Consider the following 24,485-nt stretch of genomic DNA (forward strand, 5'->3'; position numbering starts at 1 on the left):
ATTGATCTCGAATCGTTGAGCGACTTGTTGCAAATCTAGCGCAAAGTGGCGGTTATTTGGTGGCGGCCGCGCGTCTTTCCACGCCTTGGCCGGCGCGGTAGCGTGCAAAGCCATCCGCGCGCAACTTGCAGGCGGGGCATTCACCGCAGCCGTAGCCCCAGGGATGGCGCTTGCCACGCTCGCCCAGGTAGCAGGTGTGGGTGTCCTCAACGATCAGGTCCACGAGGGCGGTGCCTCCGAGCCGTTCCGCGAGGCCCCAGGTCTCGGCCTTGTCGATCCACATGAGCGGGGTGTGGAGGACGAAGCGCTTCTCCATGCCGAGGTTCAGCGCCACCTGCATGGCCTTGACGGTGTCGTCCCGGCAGTCGGGGTAGCCGGAAAAATCGGTCTCGCACATGCCGCCGATGATGTGCCTGAGGCCCCGCCGGTAGGCCAGCGCCGCCGCGAAGGTGAGGAACACCAGGTTGCGGCCGGGCACGAAGGTGTTGGGCAGGCCGCCTTCCGCCATTTCCACTGCCACGTCGCGGGTGAGGGCGGTCTCGGAGATCTGGCCCAGCACCGGCATGTCCAGCATGTGGTCGGCACCGAGTCGTGAGGCCCACGCGGGCTTCAGGGTGGCGAAGGCATCGCGCAGCACCGGGCGGCGCTCCAGCTCCACCGCATGGCGCTGGCCGTAATGGAAGCCGAGGGTCTCCACCCGCCCGAAGCGCTCCAGCGCATAGGCAAGGCAGGTGGCCGAATCCTGCCCGCCGGAGAAGAGCACCAGCGCGCCCTCCTCCGCATGGGCCTGTGCCTCAGTCATTCAGGAAGGGTCCCCGATGCTGCGCCCGCACGCATTCGCCTGGCTCATTCACCCGGGGCCTTGGCCTCGATGGCGATGGCGTGCAGGCCCTTGGCGATCTCGCCCTGGAGCAGGCCGTTGACGATGCGGTGGCGCTCGATGCGGCTCTTGCCGGTGAAGTCGGTGGCGACGACCCGCACGCGCAGGTGCGTCACTCCGCCATCCTCGCGGTGCTCGGCGCCCTTGAGCTGGTGGCTCACGCCGGCATGGCCGGCATGCTTGTGGCTCTCGTCCTCGAGCTCGAGAAACACAGGCGTCAGGCCCTGTTCGAGGGTCTGGCGGATGGCGGAAAGGGAGGTCTGCGACATGGAAAATCCAATGGCTGAAATGGAACCGGTGAAAGGCGGGGCGCCCAAGTGGCGCTTCGCCGGAGCGCACATTATATGGGGATTGTCGCGGCCCGCCTAATCCACACGCGGGCAGGGGGTCAAGGCTCAGCCGATGCCCGCGACGATGCACCTGTTACCACCCCTTCCCTGGGTCATCTCCACCACGTTTCTTGCCGCGCCGCGGGACGGCGCTCATAATCGCTGCGCCATGAAATTGAATTCCCCCCTCTTCGACCGAATCCGGGTGAAACCCGCGGAGGACCGGCGCACCCGCCGGTTCCTCCAGGGCTGCCAATGGCCCGGCTGTACGGCGGAGGGGACCCACAAGGCGCCCAAGGGTCGGCACCAGGAGGGCCAGTACTGGCACTACTGCATCGACCACGTGAAGGCCTACAACCAGTCGTACAATTATTTCGCCGGCATGTCCGACGACGCCGTCTACGCCTACCAGAAGGACGCGCTGACCGGCCATCGCCCCACCTGGAAGATGGGTGCGAAGGGCGACGGCCAGCCCGGCGCCTCCGCCCATGGCGCCCCCGATCCGGACGGCATGCGCGACCCCTTCGGCTTCACCGCCGAAATGGGCGGCGCCTTCCGCGCCGACCGGCCGGAGCCCGACGGGCGCATCGTGCGCACCACCGAGCGCCGGGCGCTGGAGCTGATGGGGCTGGAGATGTCCGCCGAGCCGGCGGAGATCAAGGCCCGATACAAGGCGCTGGTGAAGCTGCACCACCCGGACGCCAATGGCGGCGATCGCTCGTCCGAGGACCGGCTGCGCAGCGTCATTCAGGCTTATAACAGCCTCAAGCAGGCAGGTTTCTGCTGACCGATCCGAAGGATGGCCGGCTTCACGCGGCTGCGGACCGAAACGGCCCCGCACCGGAACGAACACAGGGAAGAGGCGCGCCCCGCGCGTCGACGGAGGAGTTATGAGCGTCACGGAGACCATTGCCCCGACCCCGGACATGAAGGTGTCGGTTCGCCAGACGTTCGGCATCGACATCGACATGGAAGTTCCGGCCTTCTCCGAGGCGGACCCCCACGTGCCGGAGCTCGACCCCGACTATCTGTTCGATCGGCCCACCACCCTTGCCATCCTTGCCGGTTTTGCCCGCAACCGTCGTGTGATGGTTACTGGATACCATGGTACGGGCAAGTCCACCCATATCGAGCAGGTGGCGGCGCGGCTGAACTGGCCGTGCGTGCGTATCAACCTCGACAGCCACATCTCGCGCATCGACCTCATCGGCAAGGATGCGATCGTGGTGAAGGACGGCCTGCAGGTCACTGAATTCCGCGACGGCATCCTGCCCTGGGCCTACCAGAACAATGTCGCCCTGGTGTTCGACGAATATGACGCCGGCCGCCCGGACGTGATGTTCGTGATCCAGCGCGTGCTGGAATCCTCCGGCCGCCTGACCCTGCTCGACCAGAGCCGGGTGATCCGCCCCCATCCCGCGTTCCGGCTGTTCGCCACCGCCAACACCATCGGCCTCGGCGACACCACCGGCCTGTATCACGGCACCCAGCAGATCAACCAGGCGCAGATGGACCGCTGGTCCATCGTCACCTCGCTGAACTATCTCGCCCACGACAAGGAAGTGGACATCGTGCTCGCCAAGGCGAAGCACTTCCAGAACGCCGAGGGGCGCGACACGGTGAACCGCATGGTGCGCCTCGCCGACCTCACCCGGCAGGCCTTCATGAACGGCGACCTCTCCACCGTCATGAGCCCGCGCACGGTGATCACCTGGGCGGAGAATGCGGACATCTTCCGCGATATCGCGTTCGCGCTCCGGGTCACCTTCCTCAACAAGTGCGACGAGCTGGAGCGGCCGCTGGTGGCCGAGTTCTTCCAGCGCTGCTTCGGCCAGGAGCTGACCGAGAGCACCGTGAACGTCGCCTTGTCCTGAGCCGGGATCTCCCGGCTCCCTTCTCCTGACTTGCGAGACGCCGCCATGGCCCCGACCAACCGCACTCCCGGAAAGGCGCCGAAGGAAGCCCCCGCCGAGCCCTTCAAGCGGGCGGTGGCGGGTTGCTTCAAGGCCATCGCCGGCGTCTCCGAGTTCGAGGTGACCTTCGCCTCGGAGCGGCCGGCGCTGGCGCCCGACCGGGTCCGCCTGCCCGAACCGCCCCGCCGCTTCACCCTGCAGGACGCGGCCATCGTGCGCGGCCATGCGGACAGCCTCGCCCTGCGCCGGGCGTGCCACGACCCCAAGGTCCATCGCAAGATGCTGCCCCAGGGCGAGGTCGCCCGCGCCGTGTTCGAGGCGGTGGAGCAGGCCCGGGTGGAGGCCATCGGCGGCATCCGCATGCCGGGGGTGAAGCGCAACCTCGCGGCCATGCTGCAGGACCGCTACCACCGCGGCAGCTTCGCCGACATCACCGAGCGCTCGGAAGCGCCCATCGAGGACGCCATCGCCCTCCTGGTGCGCGAGCGCCTCACCGGCGAGCCGCCGCCGCCGGACGCGCGCAAGATCGTGGAGCTTTGGCGCTCCTATATCGAGGACCGCGGCTCCGCCGATCTCGCCCGCCTGTCCGACAGCATCGAGAACCAGAAGCGCTTCGGCGAAATCGCCCGCGACCTGCTCGCCTCCCTGGACATGGGCGAGGAGAGCGGCCTCGACACCGAGCAGGAGCCCGACGATTCCGACGCCGAGGGCGGCACGCAGGAGGAGGGCGGCGAGAGCGGCGACGCCAAGGAGGACGAGAGCCAGCAGGGCGCTACCGAAGTCGAGGCCGAACTGTCCGAGGAGGACATGCCCGACAGCGCCGCCGAAAGCGATGCCGCCCCGCCCGCCGAGGCGCCGGACGGCACCGAATTGGGCGACAGCGAGGAGCCGGCCGAGCCCTGGCAGCCGCGCCCGCCCGTCACCCACGACAATCGCGGGCCGGAATACCACGCCTTCACCACCAAGTTCGATGAGGAGACCACGGCGGAGGACCTGTGCGACCCCGAGGAGCTGACGCGGCTGCGGTCCTATCTGGACAAGCAGCTCGCCCATCTCCAGGGGGTGGTGGCGCGCCTCGCCAACCGCTTGCAGCGGCGCCTGATGGCGCAGCAGAACCGAGCCTGGGAGTTCGACCTGGAAGAGGGCGTGCTCGATCCGGCGCGGCTTGCCCGCGTCATCATGGATCCCACCGCCGCCCTGTCCTTCAAGCGCGAGCGCGACACTGACTTCCGCGACACGGTGGTGACGCTGCTCATCGACAATTCCGGCTCCATGCGCGGCCGGCCCATCACGGTGGCCGCCACCTGCGCCGACATCCTCGCCCGCACGCTGGAGCGCTGCGGCGTGAAGGTGGAGGTGCTGGGCTTCACCACCAAGGCGTGGAAGGGCGGCCAATCCCGCGAGGGGTGGCTAGCCGCCGGCAAGCCGGTGGGTCCCGGCCGGCTGAACGACCTGCGCCATATCATCTACAAGGCGGCCGACGCCCCATGGCGGCGGGCCCGGCGCAACCTCGGCCTGATGATGCGCGAGGGCCTGCTGAAGGAGAATATCGACGGCGAGGCGCTGGACTGGGCGCACAAGCGCCTGCTGGCCCGCACCGAATCCCGCCGCATCCTGATGATGATCTCCGACGGCGCTCCGGTGGACGACAGCACCCTCTCCGTGAATGCCGGCAACTATCTGGAGCGCCACCTGCGGCACATCATCTCCGAGATCGAGACCCGCTCGCCGGTGGAGCTGATCGCCATCGGCATCGGCCATGACGTGACGCGCTATTATCGCCGCGCCGTCACCATCGTGGATGCCGAGGAACTGGGCGGGGTGATGACCGAGAAGCTGGCCGAGCTGTTCGAGGACGAACCGAGGGCCGCCCCCAAGGCCGCGGCGCGCGGTCGGCTTCATTGAGGCGGCGCACCCGCTTCGCTTTCGGTTTCGCGGCGGCGGGGCTGGGCCTCGCCGCCGTGATCGCGGTGGCTACGTCCGCGCTCCTGGCCAAGCCGCTGGCGCTGCCGGTGACGCCGGAGGCGATCACGGTCGCCGCCCGGCCCATCGCCAGCTTCCGCTCGGGCGAGGACAAGAGTCGGTTCGGCGCCCTCGATTTCCGCGGCGGGCTGGTGCTGTCGTCCGATTTTGCCGGGTTTGGCGGCATTTCCGGCTTTTCGCTGGGGCCCGACGATCGCTTCATCGCCGTCACCGACGCCGGCCTGTTCCTCTCCGGCCGGCTCGACACCGACGGTGACCGCCCCACCGGCCTGTCCGACGTTCAGGCCGCCGCGCTGCTGGACGGGCAGGGCCGGGTGCAGGCCAGCCGTGGACGCGGCGACGTGGAGGCGGTGACGGTGGCGCCCGACGCCGTCTATGTGGCCATGGAGACCATCAACGAGATCTGGCGCTATCCGCGCGATCCCCTGGGCCAGAAGGGCACGCAGGTGCCGGCTCCCGCCATTCGCGGCCTGCGCATGAATCTCGGCGTGGAAAGCCTCGCCTATGTTCCGACCGGGGCGCTGAAGGGCACGCTGATCGCCATCGGCGAGCAGGGCGCCGACAAGGCCGCGGACCTTCCCGGCTTCCTCATCGGCGGACCGAAGCCCGGCACCTTCATCGTGGCGAAGAGCGGTCCCTTCAGCGCCACCGATCTCGCGCTCGGCTCCGAGGGCGAGATGTATCTGCTGGAGCGCCATTTCTCGCCCCTCACGGGCGTGAAGATGCAGATCCGCCGCTTTGCCCTCGCCGACGTGCAGCCGGGCGCGCGGCTGGAGGGCGAGGTGCTGGGCACCTTCGACATGAGCTTCGATATCGACAACATGGAAGGCCTCGCGGTGACCCGCAACGCCGCCGGCGAGACCCTGCTGACCTTGGTGTCCGACGACAATTTCAGCATGCTCCAGCGCACCATCCTGCTGCGTTTCGCCGTGGTCCGGGACTAAGGCGGCCTCGCGTCCCGAAACGGGACGGTGGCACTGCGGGGGCGGAACCAGCCGGGAACGAAAGGCGTGCGAATCGCGGCGCGGTGCGCAAACCGCCTTTGTTCCTCCGGTCCCGTTCCGGCACGGCTTTCGCGACCTTGCCGTCCAACGGCGGAACACATGGGGAACGGAGCCGGACCGAATCGGCTGCGGCCAGCAGATCTCGTTCGGTTCCGTGGCGGCCCGTCTGTTCCCGCCTGCGGTCCCGGTTCCCTTGCCGGGCCGGGCGCCCCATGCCCATATGTGCCCGGCCCCAAGGGCCGAACGAAAGGGCGTTCCATGCTGCTGACCGGACCGAACGTGTTCGTGCTCGTCCTGCTCGTGCTCGCAGTGGCGGTGGTGTTCTCCGGGGTGAAGACGGTGCCGCAGGGCTACCAGTACACGGTGGAGCGCTTCCGCCGGTACACCAAGACGCTGCAGCCGGGCCTCAACCTCATCGTCCCGTTCATCGACCGCATCGGCAACAAGGTGAACGTGATGGAGCAGGTGCTCCCGGTGCCGACCCAGGAGGTCATCACCAAGGACAACGCCACCGTGGCGGTGGACGGGGTCGCCTTCTACCAGGTGTTCGACGCGGCGCGCGCGTCCTACGAGGTGGCCCGGCTCGACACCGCCATCCTGGCCCTGACCATGACCAACATCCGCACCGTCATGGGCTCCATGGACCTCGACCAGCTGCTCTCCCACCGCGACGAGATCAACGTGCGCCTGCTGCGGGTGGTGGATGCCGCCGCCTCGCCCTGGGGCATCAAGATCACCCGCGTGGAGATCAAGGACATCGTGCCGCCGGCGGACCTCGTCAAAGCCATGGGTCGGCAGATGAAAGCGGAGCGCGAGAAACGCGCCATCATCCTGGAGGCCGAGGGCCAGCGCCAGTCCGAGATCCTGAAGGCGGAAGGCCAGAAGCAGGGCCAGATCCTCCAGGCCGAGGGCCGGCGCGAGGCCGCCTTCCGCGACGCCGAGGCGCGCGAGCGCCTGGCCGAGGCCGACGCCAAGGCCACCCAGATGCTCTCCGCCGCGGTGGAGAGCGGCGATCCGGCGGCGCTGAACTATTACATCGCCGAAAAATACGTGAAGGCGTTCGAGGCCATGGGCACCGCGCCCAACCAGAAGGTGGTGCTGGTGCCCTATGAGGGCACGGCGCTCCTGGGCTCGCTCACCGGCATAGGCGAGATCGCCCGCGCGGCGTTCGGCGGCGAGGGGCCGGCGAGTCCCCGTCCGCCCGTTCCCGGCAGCCGGCGGCCCACCGGGCCCGCGACGGTGCCGCCCCCGAGCCACGGCTGAGGCGCGCCATGCTCGCCGATCTCGGACCTCTTCTGGGACCCTGGGCCTGGTTCATCCTGGGCGGGGTGCTGCTGGTGGCGGAGATCGCCGCGCCGGGCGCCTTCCTGCTCTGGCTGGGCCTCGCGGCGCTCGTCACCGGCGCCCTGTCCTATGTGGTGGGCCTCACCTGGCAGAGCGAAGTGCTGGCCTTCGCGGCGCTGGCGGTGATCGCGGTGCTTATCGGCCGCAGGATCAGCCCGGCGCCGGGGCGCGCCTCGGACAGGCCGTTCCTCAACCGGCGGTCGGAAGGCTTCGTCGGGCGGGTGTTCACGCTGGACGAGCCCATCCTCGGCGGCGTCGGCCGGGTGCGGATCGACGACACGGTCTGGCGCATCGAAGGCCCGGACCTTGCCGCCGGCCGGGACGTGAAGGTGATCGCGGCCGATGGCGCCACCCTGAAGGTGGAAGCGGTGGAGGGCTGAGCGGCCTTGTGGAACGTCAAAGCGGCGCTGCCGCGCTGACCCCGTCATGGCCGAACCGCTTGCGACGCCGGACGAAACTCCTGCCCGGCCGCGCCGGCCAGCCCCAGCAGCCTCAGTTCAGCCCGCGCAGCAGGCGATCGAGATAGTCGAGTTCGAGCTGCGGGCGGGTCGGCTCCTCAAGGCGCCGGCGCAGTTCCTCCAGCACGCGGCGGGCGCGCTGGGCATCCACCTCGTCCGGCACCTTCACCGAGAAGTCGTCGCCATAATCCTGACTGCGTAGCGGCCGGCCCATGGGGTCGGTGCGCTGGGCGGCTTCCTCGCCGGGGCCGCCGGGACCCTGGCCGTCCTGGTTGCCGCGCTGGCCCTCGGCCATGGCCTGCGCGCCCTGGCGCAGGGCCTGGAGCGCCCGGCCCTCGGCATCGAGGGCGCCCTGGCCTTCGCCACGGCCCAGAGCCTCCTCGGCCTCGCGCATGGCGTCGCCCGCGCGGCCCAAAGCATCGCCGGCCCGGTCCATGGCCTCGTTGCCCTCGCCGTTCTGGCCCTGCTGGCCGGGGCCGCCTTGCTGGCCTTGCTGGCCCTGCTGCATGCGGCGCATCTCGTCCAGCATGCGGCCGAGGCGGCGGCGCAGCTCCTGCTGGTTCTGCTGGAGGTCGCCGAAGTCGTTCTCCCCCTGCTGACCTTGCTGACCTTGCTGCCCCTGCTGGCCGCGCTGTCCCTGTTGCCCCTGCTGTCCGTTCTGCTGGCCCTGCCGGTTCTGGCGCCAGGTGCGGTCGCGCAGGCGCTGCTGCTCCTGGATCATCTTGCCCAGCTCGTTCTGCTGCTGGTTCTGGCGCCCGGCCTGCTGGCGGCCGCCGGGCTTCATGTTCTCCATCATGGCCTGCATCTCGTCGAGCAGGGCCTTGGCCGCGTCGCGATTGCCGGAGCGGGCGAGGTTCTCGATGCGGTCCAGCATGCGCTGGAGGTCCTGCGGGCGCACGATCCGGGTGTTGGGATCGAGCGGGCGGGCATCGGTGTTGCCGTCGCGCTGCGCCTGCTCGGCGAGCTGGCGCATCATCTTGTCCATGGCGGCGCGCAGGTCCTGGGTGAGGCGCTTGATCTCCTCCTCGCTGGCGCCACGCTCCAGCGCCTCCCGCAGGGCCTCCTGCGCGGCTTTCAGCTCGCGCTCGGCCTCGGAGAGGGTGCCGTCCTCGATCAGCACTGCCACTTCCCACAGATAGTCCACAAGCGCGCGCAGATCGTCGTCGTTGCGGGCGGCCTTGGCCCGGGCGAGGGCGGTGGTGAGGCCGAGATATTCGCCTGCCGCCGGGGTGAACTGCTCGGGGGCGGTGGTGAGGGCATTGAGCACCGCCACCAGCCGTCGCCGGTTGGCGGGATCGAAGGCAAGGCGCCGCCGCTCGTCGATGAGGGCGCGGGCGAGCGGCTTGGAGAAGCTGCGCGCGGGCAGGCGCACGGTCTTGGTCTCGCTCACCCCTTCGTTGCCCGCCTCGTCGCGGGCCTTGAGGGTCACGCTCACCCGGGCGCCGGCCCAGGGATGGGCGACGAGGTCCTTGGAGGTCTGCGCCGCGCCGCTCTTGCCGCCCGCGGGCAGGGACAGCTTGAAGTTGGGCGCCGGCACCAGCGGCTGCGCCAGCTTGGGAGGTGTCGCGCCGGGCCGCGGGAACAAGGGCGGCTCGGGCGGCAGCGGGGTAAATACCGCTTCGGCCTCTTTCACCCCGTAGTCGTCCTCCATGCGGTAGGCCAGCACGAGGGCGTTGCGCGGCCCGGCCTGAGGGTCCTTGGCGAAGGCGATGGAGGGGGCGAGGTCCGGCAATGCCTTGAAATGCCACATGAGGCGGCGTTGGTCGGGACCGAGGAAGGTCACGTCCGCATCGGTCTTGATCACATAGCGCCGCTCGCCGCTGGCGGCGGGGGCATCGCCCTCGGGCTTCACTTCCGAGACGCCGCCTTCCAGCTTGAGGGAGGCGGCATCGATGCCGGCGCCGCGCACCACCAGCACGCTGCCCGTGGGCACCTGCAGCGCCGCGGCGTTCAGGGAGGAGGGATCATCCGAGCGCAGGCCCGGCAGCACCACGGGCGGGCGGCCGGTATAGCCGGGCGGATCGACCCAGGCATCCAGGCGATAGGGCGTGGGCGGGATCACGGCCTTCCAGTCGAAGGCGGCGCCGATGCGCGACAGGTGCGCGCCGGGCGCCATGAAGAAGGTCGCGAAGAGGCCCAGCACTGCCAGCGCCCGCACCGCGCGGGGATCGAGCCGGGCAAGGCCGGGTTCCGGCGGGCCGGCGCGCAGGGTGCGGGCGGCGGCCAGCGCCCGGGCGAGATGGGCGCGCCACAAGGCGGCGCCGACGGGATCGTCGGGCTTGGTGGCGAGACTGTCGGAAATGGCGGTGGCGGGCCGGTGGGCCAGCGCGCTCCTGCGGTCGAGGCGGGCGACACCGTCCTCCTCGCTGGGCCAGCGCAGGGTCAGGAGCGGGCGGGCGGCGAGCACCAGCAGGATGGCGAAGGCGACCACGCCGGCAATGCGCACCGCCACCGGAACCGACAGCCACAGGCCGGCGAAAGACAGGGCCAGGAAGGCGCTGATCACGATGCCCACGCGCGCGAGGCCCGGCCAGGCGCGTTCCCAGAACAGGGCAAGGCGAGCGCGGCTGACGGCGCGGGCCAGAAGGAAGCGCGCGTCACCTTCCGGCGTGCGCGGGAGCTTTCCGTCGCGAGGTGCGCTCACACTCTCTCCCTTCTTCCCGCCGGCGGCCGGACGCGGCACACGCAAAGCCAGCTTAAAAGCAGCCTAGCATGGCGCAAGGAGCGGGCCAGCGCACGCCCTTCGCGTCGGCTTCACAACTGGGTCATGCGCTGCAACATGGCGCTATGGACGCTTCGCGCCAGGTATTTTGGCGTCCCATTCCACCGCATCCGCCGCGCGGCCGATCTCGTCCGGTGAAAGGCCCAGCGACGAAAGCGTCTCGCAGATATGCGGCGGCAAAGGGGCGCTGGCCGCAACTGCCGGGCCGTTCGCCTTCAGCGGCACCACGATGCGGCGGGAATGCAGGTGCAGCGTCGGCCCGCCCGGCAGGCGGGAGGCGCCGCCATAGATGGCATCGCCGAAGATGGGGTGGCCGAGGTTGGACAGATGCGCCCGCAGCTGGTGGGTGCGGCCGGTGACCGGGCTGAGGGCCATCACGGCGAAGCCGCCGGCGCGGTGGAGCACGCGGTAGTCGGTGATCGCCTCCTGCGCGCCGGGTGTGCCCTTGGGCACCGCCTGCATCCACCAGCCGCGATGGGGCGATCGCTTGGCCAGAGGCTGGTCGATGCGGCCGGCATCCTCCGCCGGCGCACCCTGGGTCACCGCCACATAAGTCTTGCCCACGCTCCCGTTGGCAAACAGCTTCCCCAGCAATGCCAGAGCCTTGGCGTGGCGTCCCAGCACCAGGCAGCCGGAGGTGTCCTTGTCGAGCCGGTGGGCCAGCTCCGGCGCGCGGGGCAGGCCGAAGCGCAGGGCGTCGAGATGGTCGGCCAGCGTCTCCCCGCCCTTGGGGCCGGCATGAACCGGCAGGCCGTGGGGCTTGTCGATGATCAGCATCATGCCGTCGCGGTAAAGCACCGGCAGGTCGGGGGCGGGCTCAGGCGGACGGGGTGATGCCGTGGGCGCGGAAGGCGTCATGATGAAGGTCGGCGGCCTCTTGCGAAAAGCAGCAGAACACCACGCGGGTGACACTGCCGGGTGCCCCAAGATGGGCCAGCACGGCGCCGACCGCCAGCGGCGCCGCGAGATCGGCTGGAAATCCATAGATGCCGGTGGAGATCGCAGGGAAGGCGATGGAGGCAAGCCCCGCCCCATCCGCGAGCTTCAGGCTCTCGCGGTAGCAGGAGCCTAGAAGCCCCTCCTCGCCCGCGCCGCCGCCGTGCCATACCGGACCTACGGTGTGGATCACATGGGCCGCCGGCAGGCGAAAGCCCGGCGTCAGGCGTGCCTCGCCCGTGGGGCAGCCGCCGAGGGTACGGCAATAGGCGAGAAGCTCAGGCCCCGCCGCCCGGTGGATCGCTCCATCCACCCCGCCACCGCCGAGCAGGCTGGAATTGGCCGCGTTGACGATGGCATCGAGGGCGAGGCGGGTGATGTCGCCCACCACGATGTCGAGCCGCGCCTGCCGGGGGCCGGCAACCGCACCGGACGCGATGCGGAATTCGGGGGGCTGGGCCATGGCAAGGTCCCTCCGGGGCGGGCTGTTCCGGCATTACAGGTCCGCGATCACATGGGCGTCAACATCGTCGTATCTCCACGTTTTCTGAATATGCCGGCGGTCCCGTACAGAAGGACCAGCATCATGGCACATACGCGCAAGAACGAACGGCGGCTCCTGACTGGCGACGAAATGGAGTTCGTTGAGAAGGCCCGTCACCCGGTGCTGGGTGCGCTTTCCGATGACGATCTGCGCCACCTCGTCGGCTATCTCAGCGATCGCCGTGCGCGGGCGCTCACCATCGCCAACAACCAGCGACGGGCGTTGCGCGGCAAGGGCGGCAGGGGCGAGGTGACGTTCGAGAAGGCGGATTCCGGCAACCGTCAGAAGGCCGCCGTGCTCACCGACGCCCTCACCCGCGCCCGGCGCGAGGCGAACCGCCGGGCCACCGAGGTGGCGCGCGACGAGCTGATGGCCAATGCCCAGCGCGCTCTGGAGCTGAAGCGCGATTCCAAGCGCGCCAAGCGCCCGGCCAACCTGCCCCGTCCCAACCAGGGCATGCGCGCCAAGGCCCGGACCCGCGTCGATCCCATCGGCTCTGTGGGCGAGGCCGGCCGGGTCACCAAGTTCGTGGCGGTGGCGCAGGCCAAGAAGGATTCGCGCGGCTGAGCTTTGCGGAAAACCAGGTCTTGAGTGGGGGCAGGCCATCGGCCTGCCCTTTCAGGTTTGTGTCAGATGGTCCCGGTCAGTCCGCCAGCTCCAGCTTGAGGTCGAGGGTGGAGCGGCGGCCGAGATCGTCGAAATGGGCCTCCAGGAAAACCTCGGCGGCCTCACGGCCAAGGTCGCGCAGGTGCTGGAGGAAGGTCCATTCCGCATTCATCTTCGAGGTGGCGTCCAGCGTCATCATTTGGTCCTCGCCGCCGATGCGGTGCAGCCGCACCCGCCGGAAGCTCGATCCGCCCAGGGTCCAGCGGCTGAGCAGGCCCTGGTCGATGAGCTTGGCCGCATGGTCGATGGCGCGCAGCTGGGCCAGCAGCGAGGCGTTGAAGGTGATCTCGTTGATGCGGTTCTGGATTTCAGCCGCGGTGCGGGGCGTGGTCTCGCGCATCACCGGGTTGATCTGGACCAGGATGATATCGTCCGCGTCCGCCTTCTCGTAGAGCGGGAACAGCGGCGGGTTGCCCATGTAGCCGCCGTCCCAATAGGGCACGCCGTCGATCTCCACCGCCTGGAACAGGAACGGCAGGCAGGCCGAGGCCATCACCGCGTCCGCGCTCATCTCGTCGTGGCCGAAGATGCGGGCGCGGCCGGTGTGCACGTTGGTGGCGGAGATGAAGATCTTCACCTGCGAGCGGCGCAGGGCCTCGAAATCCACGTGCGCTTCCAGGATCTCGCGCAGCGGATTGATGTTCAGCGGGTTGAAGTCGTATGGCGAGAAGAAGCGCGAGGCCACCTCGAAGGCGAGATAGGCCGGGTTGCGCGCCAGCGACCAGTTGCCCATCACCCGGTCGAACGCCGTGCGCTGGAGCGGCGACATGCGCCCGTCACGGGACACGTCGCGCCAGAACTGGCTCAGGGCGTGGCGGGCCTCCTCCGGGTCGCCCTTGGCGAGGCCCGAGGCCAGCACCACCGCGTTCATGGCGCCGGCGCTGGTGCCGGTGATGCCGGAGACCTCCAGCCGGTCGTCCTGAAGCAGCCGGTCCAGCACGCCCCAGGTGAAGGCGCCATGGGCGCCTCCCCCCTGGAGCGCGAGGCTCACCGGCTTGGCGCCGTCGCGGCGACTCACGGTGTGTCTCCGGGTCGGGCCGCGCTCACGCAGCGGTCCAGCCGCCGTCGATCACCTGCATGGCGCCGGTGATGGAGCGGGCGTTGTCGGAGGCAAGGAACACCGCGTAGGCCGCGACCTCTTCCACCGTCACGAATTCCTTCGTGGGCTGGGCGGCGAGAATCACCTCCTTCTTCACCTGCTCCTCGGTCATGCCACGGGCCTTGGCGGTGTCGGGGATCTGCTTCTCGACGAGGGGCGTCCACACGTAGCCGGGGCAGATGGCGTTGACGGTGATGCCGAATTCCGCCGTCTCCAGCGCCGCGGTCTTGGTCAGGCCGGCGATGCCGTGCTTGGCCGAGACGTAGGCCGACTTGAAGGGCGAGGCCACCAGCGCATGGGCGGAGGCAGTGTTGATGATGCGGCCCCACTTGCGCGCCTTCATGCCGGGAATGGCCGCGCGCATGGCGAAGAAGGCCGCCGACAGGTTGATGGCGATGATGGTGTTCCAGGTGTCGATCGGGAACTCCTCGATGGGCGCCACATGCTGGATGCCCGCATTGTTCACGAGGATGTCGCAGGCGCCCAGCTCGGTCTCGGCCAGCTGCACCATGCCGGCGATTTCATCGGGCTTCAGCATGTTGGCGGGCGAATAGAGGCACTTCACGCCGAATTCGCTCTCGATCGCGGCGCGCTCCTTCTCGATGGCGGCGGCGTCACCGAGACCGTTGATCACGATGTTCGCGCCTTCCTTGGCGAAGGCCCGGGCATAGGCGAGCCCGATTCCGCTGGTGGATCCGGTGACGACGGCGACTTTACCCTTGAGCATGGCTGTTCCCCAACAAGGCGCAACGTGGCCCGGCCTGCGGCCGAGGCTCACGGTTTAGCGAAGCGGTGTGACGGTGCCGTCACGCGCACAGGCGAACCTGTGGCCGGCAGATTGCAACGCTCCTCCCCGTGGCGCAACGCGACGTTGGATTGGATGTTGCATACCCGCGGATGGCAGGACGTGCGGCGATGTACTAAATAGGAAGCGTGACCCATTCTGGCGACCATCCTAGTGATCATGATCACGGCCAATGCGTGGCCGGCGCCCTGGCGCGCATGGAGAAGTGCTGCGCGGAGAAAGGCCTGCGCCTGACGCCGCTGCGCCGTAGCGTCATGAAGGCGCTGGCCGAGACCCACGTGCCGCTCGGCGCCTACGAGATCGTGGAGCGCCTGGCCGCCGGCGGCGAGCCGACGCCGCCCATGTCGGTCTACCGGGTGCTGGATTTCCTGGTGGCCGAGGGGCTCGCCCACCGCATCGAGAGCCGCAACGCGTTCCTGGCCTGCGGCCATCCCCATGATGCCGAAGAGGTGGTGGTGTTCCTCATCTGCGAACGCTGCGGCCTGACCAAGGAAGTGGCCTCCCACGCGGTGGGGCGCGACCTTGCCTGGGCGGCGCGGGCCGCCGGCTTCGAGCCGCGCCAGCGGGTGCTGGAGGTGGCCGGCACCTGCGCCAGCTGCCGGGAAGCGGCGTCCGCAGCCGCGCCGGGAGCGGCCGAGACGGCCGGCGCTGGTTGACGCTCGTCGCCGCCGGGCCTACTCGAAACCCGTCCGCGCCCTGTCCGGCCCCGTATCAGGGCTGGACACGCCCCTTGACGTGTTGCCGCGCGGACGATCTGCCGAGGATGGAATGCCCATGACCACCCTTCAGTCCCCGAAGTCCCCCGATCTCCAGTCCGCCGCGACCACCCCAGTGGTCCCCGCCGAGCTGCTTGAGGCGGGTCCCGCCGCGCGGCGTCCGACGGTGGGCGTTCCGGTGGGCCGGGTGATGGTGGGCGGCGGCGCGCCGGTGGTGGTGCAGTCCATGACCAACACCGACACCGCCGACATCGAGGGCACCGTGCGCCAGGTGGCCGCGCTGGCCCGCGCCGGCTCGGAAATCGTGCGCATCACGGTGGACCGCAACGAGGCCGCCGCCGCCGTGCCGCACATCAAGGAAAAGCTGCTGGCGCAGGGCATCGACGTGCCGCTGGTGGGCGATTTCCATTACATCGGCCACAAGCTGCTGGCCGATTATCCGGCCTGCGCCGAGGCGCTCGACAAATACCGCATCAATCCCGGCAACGTGGGCTTCGGCGACAAGAAGGACCGGCAGTTCGCCGCCATCGTCGAGACCGCCATCCGCCATGACAAGCCGGTGCGCATCGGCGCCAACTGGGGCTCCCTCGATGGTGAGCTGCTGACCCGCCTGATGGACGAGAACGCCTTGCTGCCGCAGCCGGCGGAAGCCCGCGCCGTGACCCGCGAGGCGCTGGTGCGCTCGGCCCTTTTGTCGGCGGCACTGGCGGAGGAGATCGGCCTTCCCCGCAACCGCATCATCCTCTCGGCCAAGGTCTCGGCGGTGCAGGACCTCATCGCCGTCTATGGCGAGCTGTCCCGCCGCGCCGACTACGCGCTCCATCTCGGCCTGACCGAGGCGGGCATGGGCTCGAAGGGCATCGTCGCTTCCACGGCGGCCATGGGGGTGGTGCTGCAGGCCGGCATCGGCGACACCATCCGCGTCTCCCTGACCCCGGAGCCCAATGGCGACCGCACCCGCGAGGTCCAGGTGGCGCAGGAAATCCTGCAGACCATGGGCCTGCGCACCTTCGTGCCGCTGGTGGCCGCCTGCCCCGGCTGCGGGCGCACCACCTCCACCGTGTTCCAGGAGCTGGCGCAGAGCGTGCAGGAGATGATCCGCACCCGCATGCCGGTCTGGAAGGCGAAATTTCCCGGCGTCGAGACCCTGAACGTGGCGGTGATGGGCTGCATCGTGAACGGCCCGGGAGAGAGCAAGCATGCCGACATCGGCATCTCCCTGCCCGGCACCGGGGAGACCCCGTCCGCCCCGGTCTTCATCGACGGCAAGAAGGTGGCGACCCTGCGCGGCGCCAACATCCAGGACGAGTTCCGCCAGATGGTGGAGGCCTATGTGGAGCAGCGCTTCGGCGTCGGCGGCACGGCGTCGGCAGGGGCATCCCCGGCGGACGCGGCGGAGTAGGGCGAAGGAAGCCGTGAGCCGGCCCATGGGCCTTCGGCCAAGCCCGCGCGGCGCCTGAGCGTGACCCACCTGGCGCCGGTCGAAGACCGGGGCCGATGGTACAAGGCGCTTCCGCTACCTCTGCCGTTACCAAAATTTCATGGAGTTCCGCCCTTCCTGCGCCATGGCCGGCTGCTCATATGCGTCTCGTCCAACCCAGTGGAGACGGATATGACTCCCGAGGAACGTGCCCTGATCGACGGCCTGTTCGACCGCATGCGCGGTGTCGCGAACCAGCCGCGTGACGCGGAAGCCGAGGCGCTGATCGCGCGCCGCGTCGCTGAGGCACCCCATGCCACCTACGCCCTCGCGCAGAGCGTGCTGGTGCAGGAGCATGCGCTCCAGCAGTCCTATGCTCACATCCAGGATCTGGAAGCCCAGCTTCAGGACGCCCAGGCCCGCGCCGCGGAGGCGCAGTCGCGTCCGTCCGGCGGCGGCTTTCTCGGCGGCCTGTTCGGCGGCGGCTCCCGCAGTTCCGTGCCCTCGGCCGGCACGCGCACGGCCGATGCCCCCATGGGGGTTCCGCCCGGATACGCCCAGCAGGGCTACGGGCAGCAAGGCTATCCCCAACAGGGCGGTGGTTATCAGCAACAGGGTTACCCGCAGCAGGGCTATCCCCAGCAGGGCGGTTATCCCCAGCAGGGCTATCCCCAGCCGCAGCAGGGCGGCCCGTGGGGGCAGCAGCCCCCGCAGCAGCGCGGCGGCTTTGGTGGCGGCGGTGGTGGCTTCCTTCAGGGAGCGCTGGCGACGGCGGCCGGCGTGGCCGGTGGTGCGCTGCTGTTCGACGGCATCAAGGGCATGATGTCCGGCGGCTCCGGCCCCGTGGCCACTGCGGCGGCGGCCGAGTTCGGCAAGCCGGCGGTCGAGCCCGGCAGCGGTAATCTCGGCCACGACGCCCAGACCGCGCTGGGTGGACAGGATCCGAGCCAGGGTGCGGGACAGGACGACGGCTGGAATGCCGACCCCCAGGATGTCAACTTCGACGACGGTGGCGACTGGGGCAGCGACGACAGCTCGGACGACGGCTCCTGGACCTGAGGGACTGGCTCCGGCCCCACTTGATCAAGGTTTCGAACGGCGGTGCCCGGCACCGCCGTTTTCGTTTGGCGGCCTGCGTGTCCGGCGTCTCATGATCAGCCGGCTTTCGTTTCCCGCCCCGACATTCTAGCTTCTGCGCCAATGCCCCGATGCGCGGGGGCGGCAGGGACAGACGATGACGCCGTTCGGAAGGCGGGTGCGCGACCTGCGCGCCGCCCGCGACGTGACACTCACCGAAATGGCCCGCGCCATCGGGGTCTCGCCCACCTATCTGTCGGCGTTGGAAACCGGCAAGAGGGGCAAGCCCACCTGGGCGCTGGTGCAGCGGATCATCGCTTATTTCAACGTGATCTGGGACGAGGCGGAGGATCTTCAGCGCCTCGCCGAACTGTCCCAGCCCCGGGTGGTGGTGGACACAGCGGACCTGAGCCCGCAGGCCACTGAACTTGCCAACTTGCTGGCCCGCGAGATCAGCCACCTGCCGCCGGAGGCGGTGGCCGAACTGCTGGGGCGCCTCAAGATCCTGCGCCGGCGCGGCTGAATCCGAGCCCCCTTACCCTCTCGCCTTTACCAGGGCCTGCGTGGTCTCCTGCAGGCGAAAGGCGAGGTCGCGCAGCACCGAGCGGGCCAGCGACGGAGTCTTGTCCAAAAGGTTCAGGAACAGGTCGGTCTCCATGCGCAGCACGCTCATGGGCTCGCCGGCGCGCACCGTGGCGGTGCGCGGCTCGCCGGTGAGCACGCCCATCTCGCCCACCACCGTGTCGCGGCCGAGCCGCGCCACCTCATGCGCCGCGCCGCCCGCTGCCACCTCGATCACCGCGGTGCCCTCAAGCACCACATAGGCGGCGTCTGGCGCCTCGCCCTGGGTGAACAGAACGTCGCCCGGCGCCACATCGAGCCGCGCCGCCGAGAAGGCGAGCAGCCGCAGCTGGCTCGGTTCCAGGTCGCGGAACATGGGGATGCGGGCGAGCGTGCGGGCCTCGTCTTCGATACTCATGGGTCTATGATGCCCCCGTGCCTTGCGGGCACTTGCGGCATCCCTCCTGCAACGGGATCTCGCCCCCTGTGGGGCGCCCCGGATGTCCACACGTCCTGATGAAACGTGGAAACCTCCGGGCGGGCATTTTAGCGCGTTTTCGTTACGTGAAACTCTCTTCTTTTCAGGCTCATGCGCCCACGGCGGCCAGCCCCACCCCGGCCTCCACCCGCTCCACCTGTCCGTGGGCAAGCACGATCACCTGCGCGAACAGGTCGAGCGGCTCGCCGGCATCCAGCACCACCAGGGTGGTGCGCCCCGTCCGCCCCGCCAGCACCGAGCCGATGAGCTGGCTCTGCTCGGCCGGCGACAGGGGCACCAGCGCATCGTCGATAACAAGGATGGCGGGGTCGGCCAGAAGGCAGCGCGCCAGCGTGAGCTTGCCGCGCTCCGCCGCCGACAGGGGCAGGCCGCCTTCACCCACCGCCACGTCGAGGCTGAGGCGCTCCACCTGGCCGATCAGGGCATCCTGCGCCAGGCATTCGCGGACGATCTCGTCCACCACCGCCGCGGCGCCGGCGCGGTCGGCGGCGATGCGGCCGAACAGCAGATTGTCGCGCACCGTCAGTGCCCGGCAATAGCTGTCGGGCTGGTAGCGGGCGAGGGCGATGCCCGACACGTCCTTCAGGTGCGCAAGCTGGGCGCGGCCGGCCAGCGCCCGGTCCTGCCAGTCCTCGTCGATGAGGCCGAAGCGGTGGCGCGGCTCGCAATAGCGGCCGGCGATGCGCAGCAGCAGCCCCCGCTCGTCCGCCGAGGGGTCATCCTCGATCCGGGTGGCGAGCGCGCGGGCCTCGCCCATCTCCTCCGCGCGCAGCAGGCCCTTGGTGTCGATCCCGGCGAGGTCCTCGGGACCGCCGGCCAGCTCGGACAGGATGCGCAGGGCGGAACGGCCCAGCGCGATCAAGTCAGCCGCGAGCCCGGCCTTCTCCAGCAGCGGCAACAGCGCGGGCTCGGCCAGCAGGGAAGCGGCGCCACGGGTGTCGTTCAGCGGGGTGGCGAACAGGATGTTCTCGGCCAGCGTCATCCAGCGGTTGAATGCGGCGAAGCGGAACGGCTCGATCAGCATCCGCCCGCTCTGCGCCTGCCGCTGGGCGACGGCATCGGTGACCGCCGCGCGCAGGGACACGATGCGCTCCGCGAGCGCCGGGGCCTGGTCCGGATCAAGCCGCCGCTCCAGGCCGAGCCGCACCACGAGATCCCCCAGCCCGGCCCCGGCGAGGGCGGCAAGCGCCTTGCGGTCGAGCGCCGCCTCGTCGGCAAGGCCGAGGGCGGCGAGGTCCACGGCCTCCGTCAGGGCGCGGCCCGGCCGGCGCTCCAGCGCGAACAGAAGGTTGGTGCGCAGCGTGCCGGTGATGACGATGGGGTCGCCACCCGCATAGGCCACGTGCCGCCCGACGACGGCCTCCGGGACATGGGCGAGATCATGCCCGCCCATGCGCACGGTGCCGCTGTAGAGCGAGATGGCGCGGCCGCAGACACGCGCCACCGCATGCTTGCCGCCGGCATCGGGTCCCTTCAGCGCCACCGCCGTGCCGGGGGGCACCTCGAAACTCACGCCTTCCAGCAACAGGCTGCCGGCCGGGTCCACCACGCCGAGGTCCGCCACCTTGAGGCTGCCGTCGAAGGCCGGTTCCGGACCGGGCGGCAGCTCCTGCGAGCCCTGCGGCCAGACCTCCCGGGTTTCAAGGTAATAGCGGGCGAAATCGTAGCGCACCTGGGCGATCAGGCGCTTCTCGTCCCAGTCGATCAGCTCCTTCAGGGGCTCGGGGATCTGGCCATAGGCCGCCACCACCGCCACCAGCTGGCCGATGTTGATGGCCCCCGACAGGGCCAGCCAGCCGCCGACGGAGTAGAACACCAGGGTCGGCACGTCCGACATCAGCAGGTTCAGCACCCGGTCGGTGAAATTCTGCCGTTTGAGGTCGAGGCTGGCCTCGGAGACGACGCCAAGGCGGTGGTCCACCGCGCCGCGCTCGAACGGGCTGGTGGCGAAGCCGTGGACGAGGGGCAGGCGGTCGATGCCCGCCATCACCCGTTTGCCCAGCGCCACCGCCTCGCGCTGGTAGACCTGCAGCTTGCGGGCATTGTCCGCCCGCTGGATGCCCAAGAGCACGTAGTTGAGCGCCAGGATGCCGATGGCGAAGCCGCCCAGCACGGCGTTCTGGGTGAAGATGAGCAGCGTCGCCGAGCCGATCAGGCCGGCGGACTTCAGCGGCTGCGCGAAGGCCATGCCGGCGAAGGGGGAGATGGGCCCCACCTCGAACCGCATCATGTTGCCCACTTCCAGCGCCTTGCTCTTCATGGGCGCTTCGGGCCGCAGCCGCTGGATCACGTCGAACAGCTGCCGCCTGAGGCCGACGATGATGCGCTCGCCAAGCCGCGCCTTCGCCATCTCGATCAGGCGGGTGATGTGCTGCTGGATCAGCTGGAGCGCGAACAGCACCAGCGCGAGCCCGGCGAGCAGACCGAAGGCGCTCACCTCGAAGCCCTTCGAGCGGAACAGCACGAAGCCGCCCAGTGCGTCGGGCAGGCCGATGTCGAGCTCGAGCAGGCGCGGAACCGTGCCGCCGATGGCGTCGGTCACGCCGTTGACGATGAGGCGCGGCAGTTCCAGCGAGGCATAGTTGAAGGGCAGCAGCAGCAGGACGAGGGCGAACAGCTTGATATGGCTCGCCGGAGCCACTCTCCAGAGGTAGCTGAGCACGTCGCGGGGCAGGGCGCCATTGGATGCCGCGCCCTGCCGGGCCGGAGCGTGTGTCTTGCTGTCAGGAGGGGTGGAAGGCACGCCGCTCATGTAACCGTTTTGCTGACGCAACGGCCGCTTTGCAAGCGCGAAGCGGCCCAAGGATACGCTCTAGCTGATGCTTCCGGCAGGCGTCGGGGTGGTGGAGGCATTCGCGCACCTCTCGGCATAGAGCGTGTAGAAGCGCGACAGCCGCTCCGGGCCTTCGCTGGCGAGGGCCTCGGCCATGGGCCGGGCCTCGTCGAGCCGGCCGGCACCATAGGCCGACATGAGCGCCGCGTGGCGCCGCGCCAGTGCGCCGAAGCCATCGGAGCTGGCGAAGGCGGCGTCTCCTGCCAGCAGATAGAGCTGGCTTGCCCGCGACTTGCCCTTCAGCATCAGTAGGTCGGCTTCCAGGAACGGCAGGTCGGCCACGGCGGCGCGCGTCGCCTCGGAGACCAGGATGTCCACGCGCATGGACTTGGTCGCCCCCTCGATGCGCGAGGCGAGGTTCACGTCATCGCCGAGGCAGGAATATTCCAGCCGCTGGTCGGAGCCGAGGTTGCCCACGCAGCACGGCCCGGTGGCGAGCCCGATGCCGCAGCGCACCGGTGAGAACGGCCGGCCCGCCGCCTCCGCCTGCCGGCGCCATTCCACGTTCAGGGCATCGAGCCGGGCCGACATGGCCAGCGCGCACAGCGCCGCGTTGCGGGCGTGGGCCGGATCGTCCACGGGCGCGTTCCAGAACGCCATGATGGCGTCGCCGATATATTTGTCGATGGTGCCGCCATGGGCCAGCACCACCTGCGTCATGGGGGTGAGATAGGCATTCATGAAGCGGGTGAGCGCCTGCGCGTCCATGGTCTCCGACAGCGATGTGAAATCGCGCAGGTCGCAGAACAGGATGGTGATCTCCCGCGTCTCGCCGCCGAGCACCAGGCGCTCGGGATTTTCCGCCAGCTTCTCCACCACCTGGGGCGAGACGAAGCGGCCGAACACCGAGCGCACCCATTTCTTCTGCTGCTGCTCGTCGCGATAGAGCGCCAGCACTCCCATGAGATAGACGCCGAGCACCGCCCACCCCGGCCCCATGGGATCGAGCAGCAGGTCGAGCCGGGTGAAGGCGAACCATGCCCCCGCCGCCAGCGCCGCCAGCACCCCCAGCCCGGCCACCCCCGCCGCCAGCGCCGGGACGCGGGGCAGGATCAGGGCCAGCAGCAGGCCCAGCACTGCGGTGAGCACCATTTCCGCCCCGCGCGCCCAGTCCGGCCGCACCAGGTTGGCCCCGGTCACCATGTGCTCGATGAGCTGGGCCTGGATTTCCACCCCCGCCACCGCCGCGTCGATGGGGGTGGCGCGGGTGTCCATGAGGCCGGCGGCGCTGGTGCCCACCAGCACGATCCGCCCCTCCAGCTCCTCCTGCGGCACGGTGCCATCCAGCACGGCGGCGGCGGAGAGGAAGCGGCGCGGGTCGGTGGGGGTAAAGCGCACCCGCACTTCCCCCTGGGCGTCGGTGGGCACGTCGAGGGCACCGATCTTCACTGCGGTGATGCCGGACTTGGTGCCGAAGCCCTCGTCGCCGCTGGCGTTGGAGGCGCGCACCACATAGGTGGTCGCCCCCTGCGCCACCCTGAGCGCCTCGGCGCCGAGGCCGGGCACCAGCTTGCCGTCGAACGCGAGCAGCAGGGGCACGCGGCGCACCACCTGGTCGCGGTCGGGCAGCCAGTTCAGCGCGCCGATGCCTTTTGCCGCCGCCGCAAGGCCGGGCAGGGGCGCCACCGCGCCGGCGAAGCGCGGCACGAAAGCGAGCGGATCATCACCGGCGGCGGCAATGCCCCATTTCGCCGGATAGGTGGTGCCGGTACGCGTTCCCGTGAGCACCGCGCCCAGCACGGACGGGCTTTCCGCAAGCGCGCGGGCGAGGATCTCATCATTGCTCGCGCGGCCGGCCAAAGCGGTCTGGACCGGTGCGCGCACATCCTCGGGCAGCAGGCCCACCACGGCGGCGGGGTCGAGCCGGTCCGGTTCGGAGAACACCATGTCGAAGGCGATGGCGCCGGCGCCCGATGCGGCAAGCTTGTCCACCAGCCGGGCCACTGTGGCGCGGGGCCAGGGCCATTGGCCGATGCGGGCAAGCGAGGCCTCGTCCACATCCACCACGCGCACCGGCAGGTCCGGGTCGTAGGCACGGGGAGCGGCGCGCTGGTAGAGGTCGAACAGGCCGTTGCGCGCGTCCGCCAGCGGGCCGGGATCGGCGCCCATGACCAGGAGGCCGGCGGCGAGGGGGCCGCCCACGGCGAGCCAATAGAGGCGGGACCACATGCGGCCGGCGCGCTTTCGCTGGATCGAACGGGTGGATCGAACGGCGCAACCCTAGAGCAAATCGGCGGCGATCGGAATCGGGGGCGGGGTGTGGAGCCGGGCCGGGAGCCCTCTCCCGCGTGCAGGCAGAGTTGGGAGGGGGAAGCGGGCTTCTCAGATCCGGCTCAGCGGGACAAGGCCGTGTCCCATTCCAGAACACCCGCTGGCCCAAGGCCTGCACGCAGCGGGAACACAGCATGACCGAATCGGTCGCGGCCAGGTTTTCGCGGTTCGTTCCCAAGGCTCGCCGCGATCCTGGCGCCTTGTCTCCTCCCCTCCCGCGTGGGAGAGAGCCGGCGCTTCTCCACCCCGTCGCCCTCCGGCTTGACCGGAGGGTCCATCTCGCCGCTTTTCCAAACCTCGCCGCGTTGCCCCCGCCGTTCCGTGGGTCGTCCGGTCAAGCCGGACGGCGACGGTGCTCTCTCGTCCTAAGGCGCCGCCCCGCCCCATCCTCGGTGCTCGGCTGGGCGCAAACCCCAAATGGAGGC

Annotated in this window: 21 protein-coding genes; 11 read left to right on the forward strand and 10 right to left on the reverse strand. The window is 69.9% G+C overall.

What is annotated here, in order from left to right:
* Window positions 1–52: 52 nt before the first annotated feature.
* A complete protein-coding gene (gene queC / locus V5F66_RS11125) occupies window positions 53–802 on the reverse strand; it encodes a 7-cyano-7-deazaguanine synthase QueC (RefSeq protein ID WP_394093859.1) in 750 nt (249 codons plus the stop codon).
* Window positions 803–846: 44 nt separating this feature from the next.
* Window positions 847–1,149: a BolA family protein gene (locus V5F66_RS11130; RefSeq protein ID WP_041576636.1), complete on the reverse strand. Its 303-nt coding sequence runs from the start codon at window positions 1,147–1,149 to the stop codon at window positions 847–849.
* A gap of 229 nt (window positions 1,150–1,378) precedes the next feature.
* Between V5F66_RS11130 and V5F66_RS11135 the strand changes: the two genes are divergently transcribed.
* The 6 genes from V5F66_RS11135 (at window position 1,379) to V5F66_RS11160 (ending at window position 7,833) form a co-directional block, all read left to right on the forward strand.
* The gene (locus tag V5F66_RS11135) at window positions 1,379–1,996 is read left to right on the forward strand and encodes a J domain-containing protein (RefSeq protein WP_041575353.1); all 618 of its coding nucleotides are present in this window, start codon (window positions 1,379–1,381) and stop codon (window positions 1,994–1,996) included.
* A gap of 103 nt (window positions 1,997–2,099) precedes the next feature.
* The gene (gene cobS / locus V5F66_RS11140) at window positions 2,100–3,083 is read left to right on the forward strand and encodes a cobaltochelatase subunit CobS (RefSeq protein ID WP_012113900.1); all 984 of its coding nucleotides are present in this window, start codon (window positions 2,100–2,102) and stop codon (window positions 3,081–3,083) included.
* A 45-nt stretch (window positions 3,084–3,128) separates the two neighbouring features.
* A complete protein-coding gene (cobT, locus tag V5F66_RS11145; RefSeq protein WP_394093860.1) occupies window positions 3,129–5,027 on the forward strand; it encodes a cobaltochelatase subunit CobT in 1,899 nt (632 codons plus the stop codon).
* The gene (locus tag V5F66_RS11150) at window positions 5,024–6,049 is read left to right on the forward strand and encodes an esterase-like activity of phytase family protein (RefSeq protein ID WP_012113902.1); all 1,026 of its coding nucleotides are present in this window, start codon (window positions 5,024–5,026) and stop codon (window positions 6,047–6,049) included. Before cobT ends, V5F66_RS11150 begins: the two co-directional genes overlap by 4 nt.
* Before the next feature lie 318 nt (window positions 6,050–6,367).
* A complete protein-coding gene (locus tag V5F66_RS11155) occupies window positions 6,368–7,372 on the forward strand; it encodes an SPFH domain-containing protein (protein WP_394053311.1) in 1,005 nt (334 codons plus the stop codon).
* A gap of 8 nt (window positions 7,373–7,380) precedes the next feature.
* On the forward strand, window positions 7,381–7,833 hold the full coding sequence (locus V5F66_RS11160) for an NfeD family protein (protein ID WP_012113904.1): 453 nt from the start codon (window positions 7,381–7,383) through the stop codon (window positions 7,831–7,833).
* 112 nt (window positions 7,834–7,945) lie between these two features.
* Here the strand turns inward: V5F66_RS11160 and V5F66_RS11165 are convergent, their stop codons facing one another.
* The 3 genes from V5F66_RS11165 to V5F66_RS11175 all read right to left on the reverse strand — a co-directional run bounded on the left by V5F66_RS11165 (window position 7,946) and on the right by V5F66_RS11175 (window position 12,032).
* Complete coding sequence (locus V5F66_RS11165; protein ID WP_394093861.1) at window positions 7,946–10,555, reverse strand: TIGR02302 family protein; 2,610 nt, start codon at window positions 10,553–10,555, stop codon at window positions 7,946–7,948.
* 141 nt (window positions 10,556–10,696) lie between these two features.
* The gene (locus tag V5F66_RS11170; protein WP_394004044.1) at window positions 10,697–11,491 is read right to left on the reverse strand and encodes an RluA family pseudouridine synthase; all 795 of its coding nucleotides are present in this window, start codon (window positions 11,489–11,491) and stop codon (window positions 10,697–10,699) included.
* The gene (locus tag V5F66_RS11175) at window positions 11,451–12,032 is read right to left on the reverse strand and encodes an O-acetyl-ADP-ribose deacetylase (RefSeq protein WP_394004046.1); all 582 of its coding nucleotides are present in this window, start codon (window positions 12,030–12,032) and stop codon (window positions 11,451–11,453) included. The genes V5F66_RS11170 and V5F66_RS11175 overlap by 41 nt, the downstream gene beginning before the upstream one ends.
* A gap of 123 nt (window positions 12,033–12,155) precedes the next feature.
* Between V5F66_RS11175 and V5F66_RS11180 the strand changes: the two genes are divergently transcribed.
* Window positions 12,156–12,680, forward strand: coding sequence for a hypothetical protein (locus V5F66_RS11180; protein WP_394093862.1), 525 nt, complete (start codon window positions 12,156–12,158; stop codon window positions 12,678–12,680).
* 76 nt (window positions 12,681–12,756) lie between these two features.
* On the opposite strand, the gene V5F66_RS11185 is transcribed toward V5F66_RS11180, so the two are convergent.
* Window positions 12,757–13,797, reverse strand: a complete 1,041-nt coding sequence (locus V5F66_RS11185) for a patatin-like phospholipase family protein (protein ID WP_012113909.1) — start codon at window positions 13,795–13,797, stop codon at window positions 12,757–12,759.
* A 25-nt stretch (window positions 13,798–13,822) separates the two neighbouring features.
* On the reverse strand, window positions 13,823–14,605 hold the full coding sequence (locus V5F66_RS11190; RefSeq protein WP_012113910.1) for a 3-hydroxybutyrate dehydrogenase: 783 nt from the start codon (window positions 14,603–14,605) through the stop codon (window positions 13,823–13,825).
* A gap of 206 nt (window positions 14,606–14,811) precedes the next feature.
* Here V5F66_RS11190 and V5F66_RS11195 point away from each other — a divergent pair, with 206 nt between their 5' ends.
* The 4 genes from V5F66_RS11195 (at window position 14,812) to V5F66_RS11210 (ending at window position 18,419) form a co-directional block, all read left to right on the forward strand.
* Window positions 14,812–15,339 (forward strand): Fur family transcriptional regulator, encoded by a 528-nt coding sequence (locus V5F66_RS11195; RefSeq protein ID WP_012113911.1) that lies wholly within the window; start codon window positions 14,812–14,814, stop codon window positions 15,337–15,339.
* A 118-nt stretch (window positions 15,340–15,457) separates the two neighbouring features.
* Entirely contained in the window at window positions 15,458–16,801 is a 1,344-nt protein-coding gene (ispG, locus tag V5F66_RS11200; RefSeq protein ID WP_394093863.1) for a flavodoxin-dependent (E)-4-hydroxy-3-methylbut-2-enyl-diphosphate synthase, read from the forward strand.
* 210 nt (window positions 16,802–17,011) lie between these two features.
* Window positions 17,012–17,878 (forward strand): DUF2076 domain-containing protein, encoded by an 867-nt coding sequence (locus V5F66_RS11205; protein WP_394093864.1) that lies wholly within the window; start codon window positions 17,012–17,014, stop codon window positions 17,876–17,878.
* A 175-nt stretch (window positions 17,879–18,053) separates the two neighbouring features.
* On the forward strand, window positions 18,054–18,419 hold the full coding sequence (locus V5F66_RS11210) for a helix-turn-helix domain-containing protein (protein WP_394053321.1): 366 nt from the start codon (window positions 18,054–18,056) through the stop codon (window positions 18,417–18,419).
* 12 nt (window positions 18,420–18,431) lie between these two features.
* Here the strand turns inward: V5F66_RS11210 and V5F66_RS11215 are convergent, their stop codons facing one another.
* From V5F66_RS11215 to V5F66_RS11225, 3 genes are all read right to left on the reverse strand, one after another.
* Complete coding sequence (locus tag V5F66_RS11215) at window positions 18,432–18,875, reverse strand: Crp/Fnr family transcriptional regulator (protein WP_012113915.1); 444 nt, start codon at window positions 18,873–18,875, stop codon at window positions 18,432–18,434.
* A gap of 169 nt (window positions 18,876–19,044) precedes the next feature.
* Window positions 19,045–21,708, reverse strand: a complete 2,664-nt coding sequence (locus tag V5F66_RS11220; protein ID WP_394093865.1) for an ABC transporter ATP-binding protein — start codon at window positions 21,706–21,708, stop codon at window positions 19,045–19,047.
* Window positions 21,709–21,768: 60 nt separating this feature from the next.
* On the reverse strand, window positions 21,769–23,958 hold the full coding sequence (locus V5F66_RS11225; protein WP_394053325.1) for a CHASE2 domain-containing protein: 2,190 nt from the start codon (window positions 23,956–23,958) through the stop codon (window positions 21,769–21,771).
* Window positions 23,959–24,485 lie beyond the last annotated feature (527 nt).

Origin of the sequence: Xanthobacter versatilis (genome assembly GCF_043193975.1) — a bacterium.
GTDB lineage: Bacteria > Pseudomonadota > Alphaproteobacteria > Rhizobiales > Xanthobacteraceae > Xanthobacter > Xanthobacter autotrophicus_E.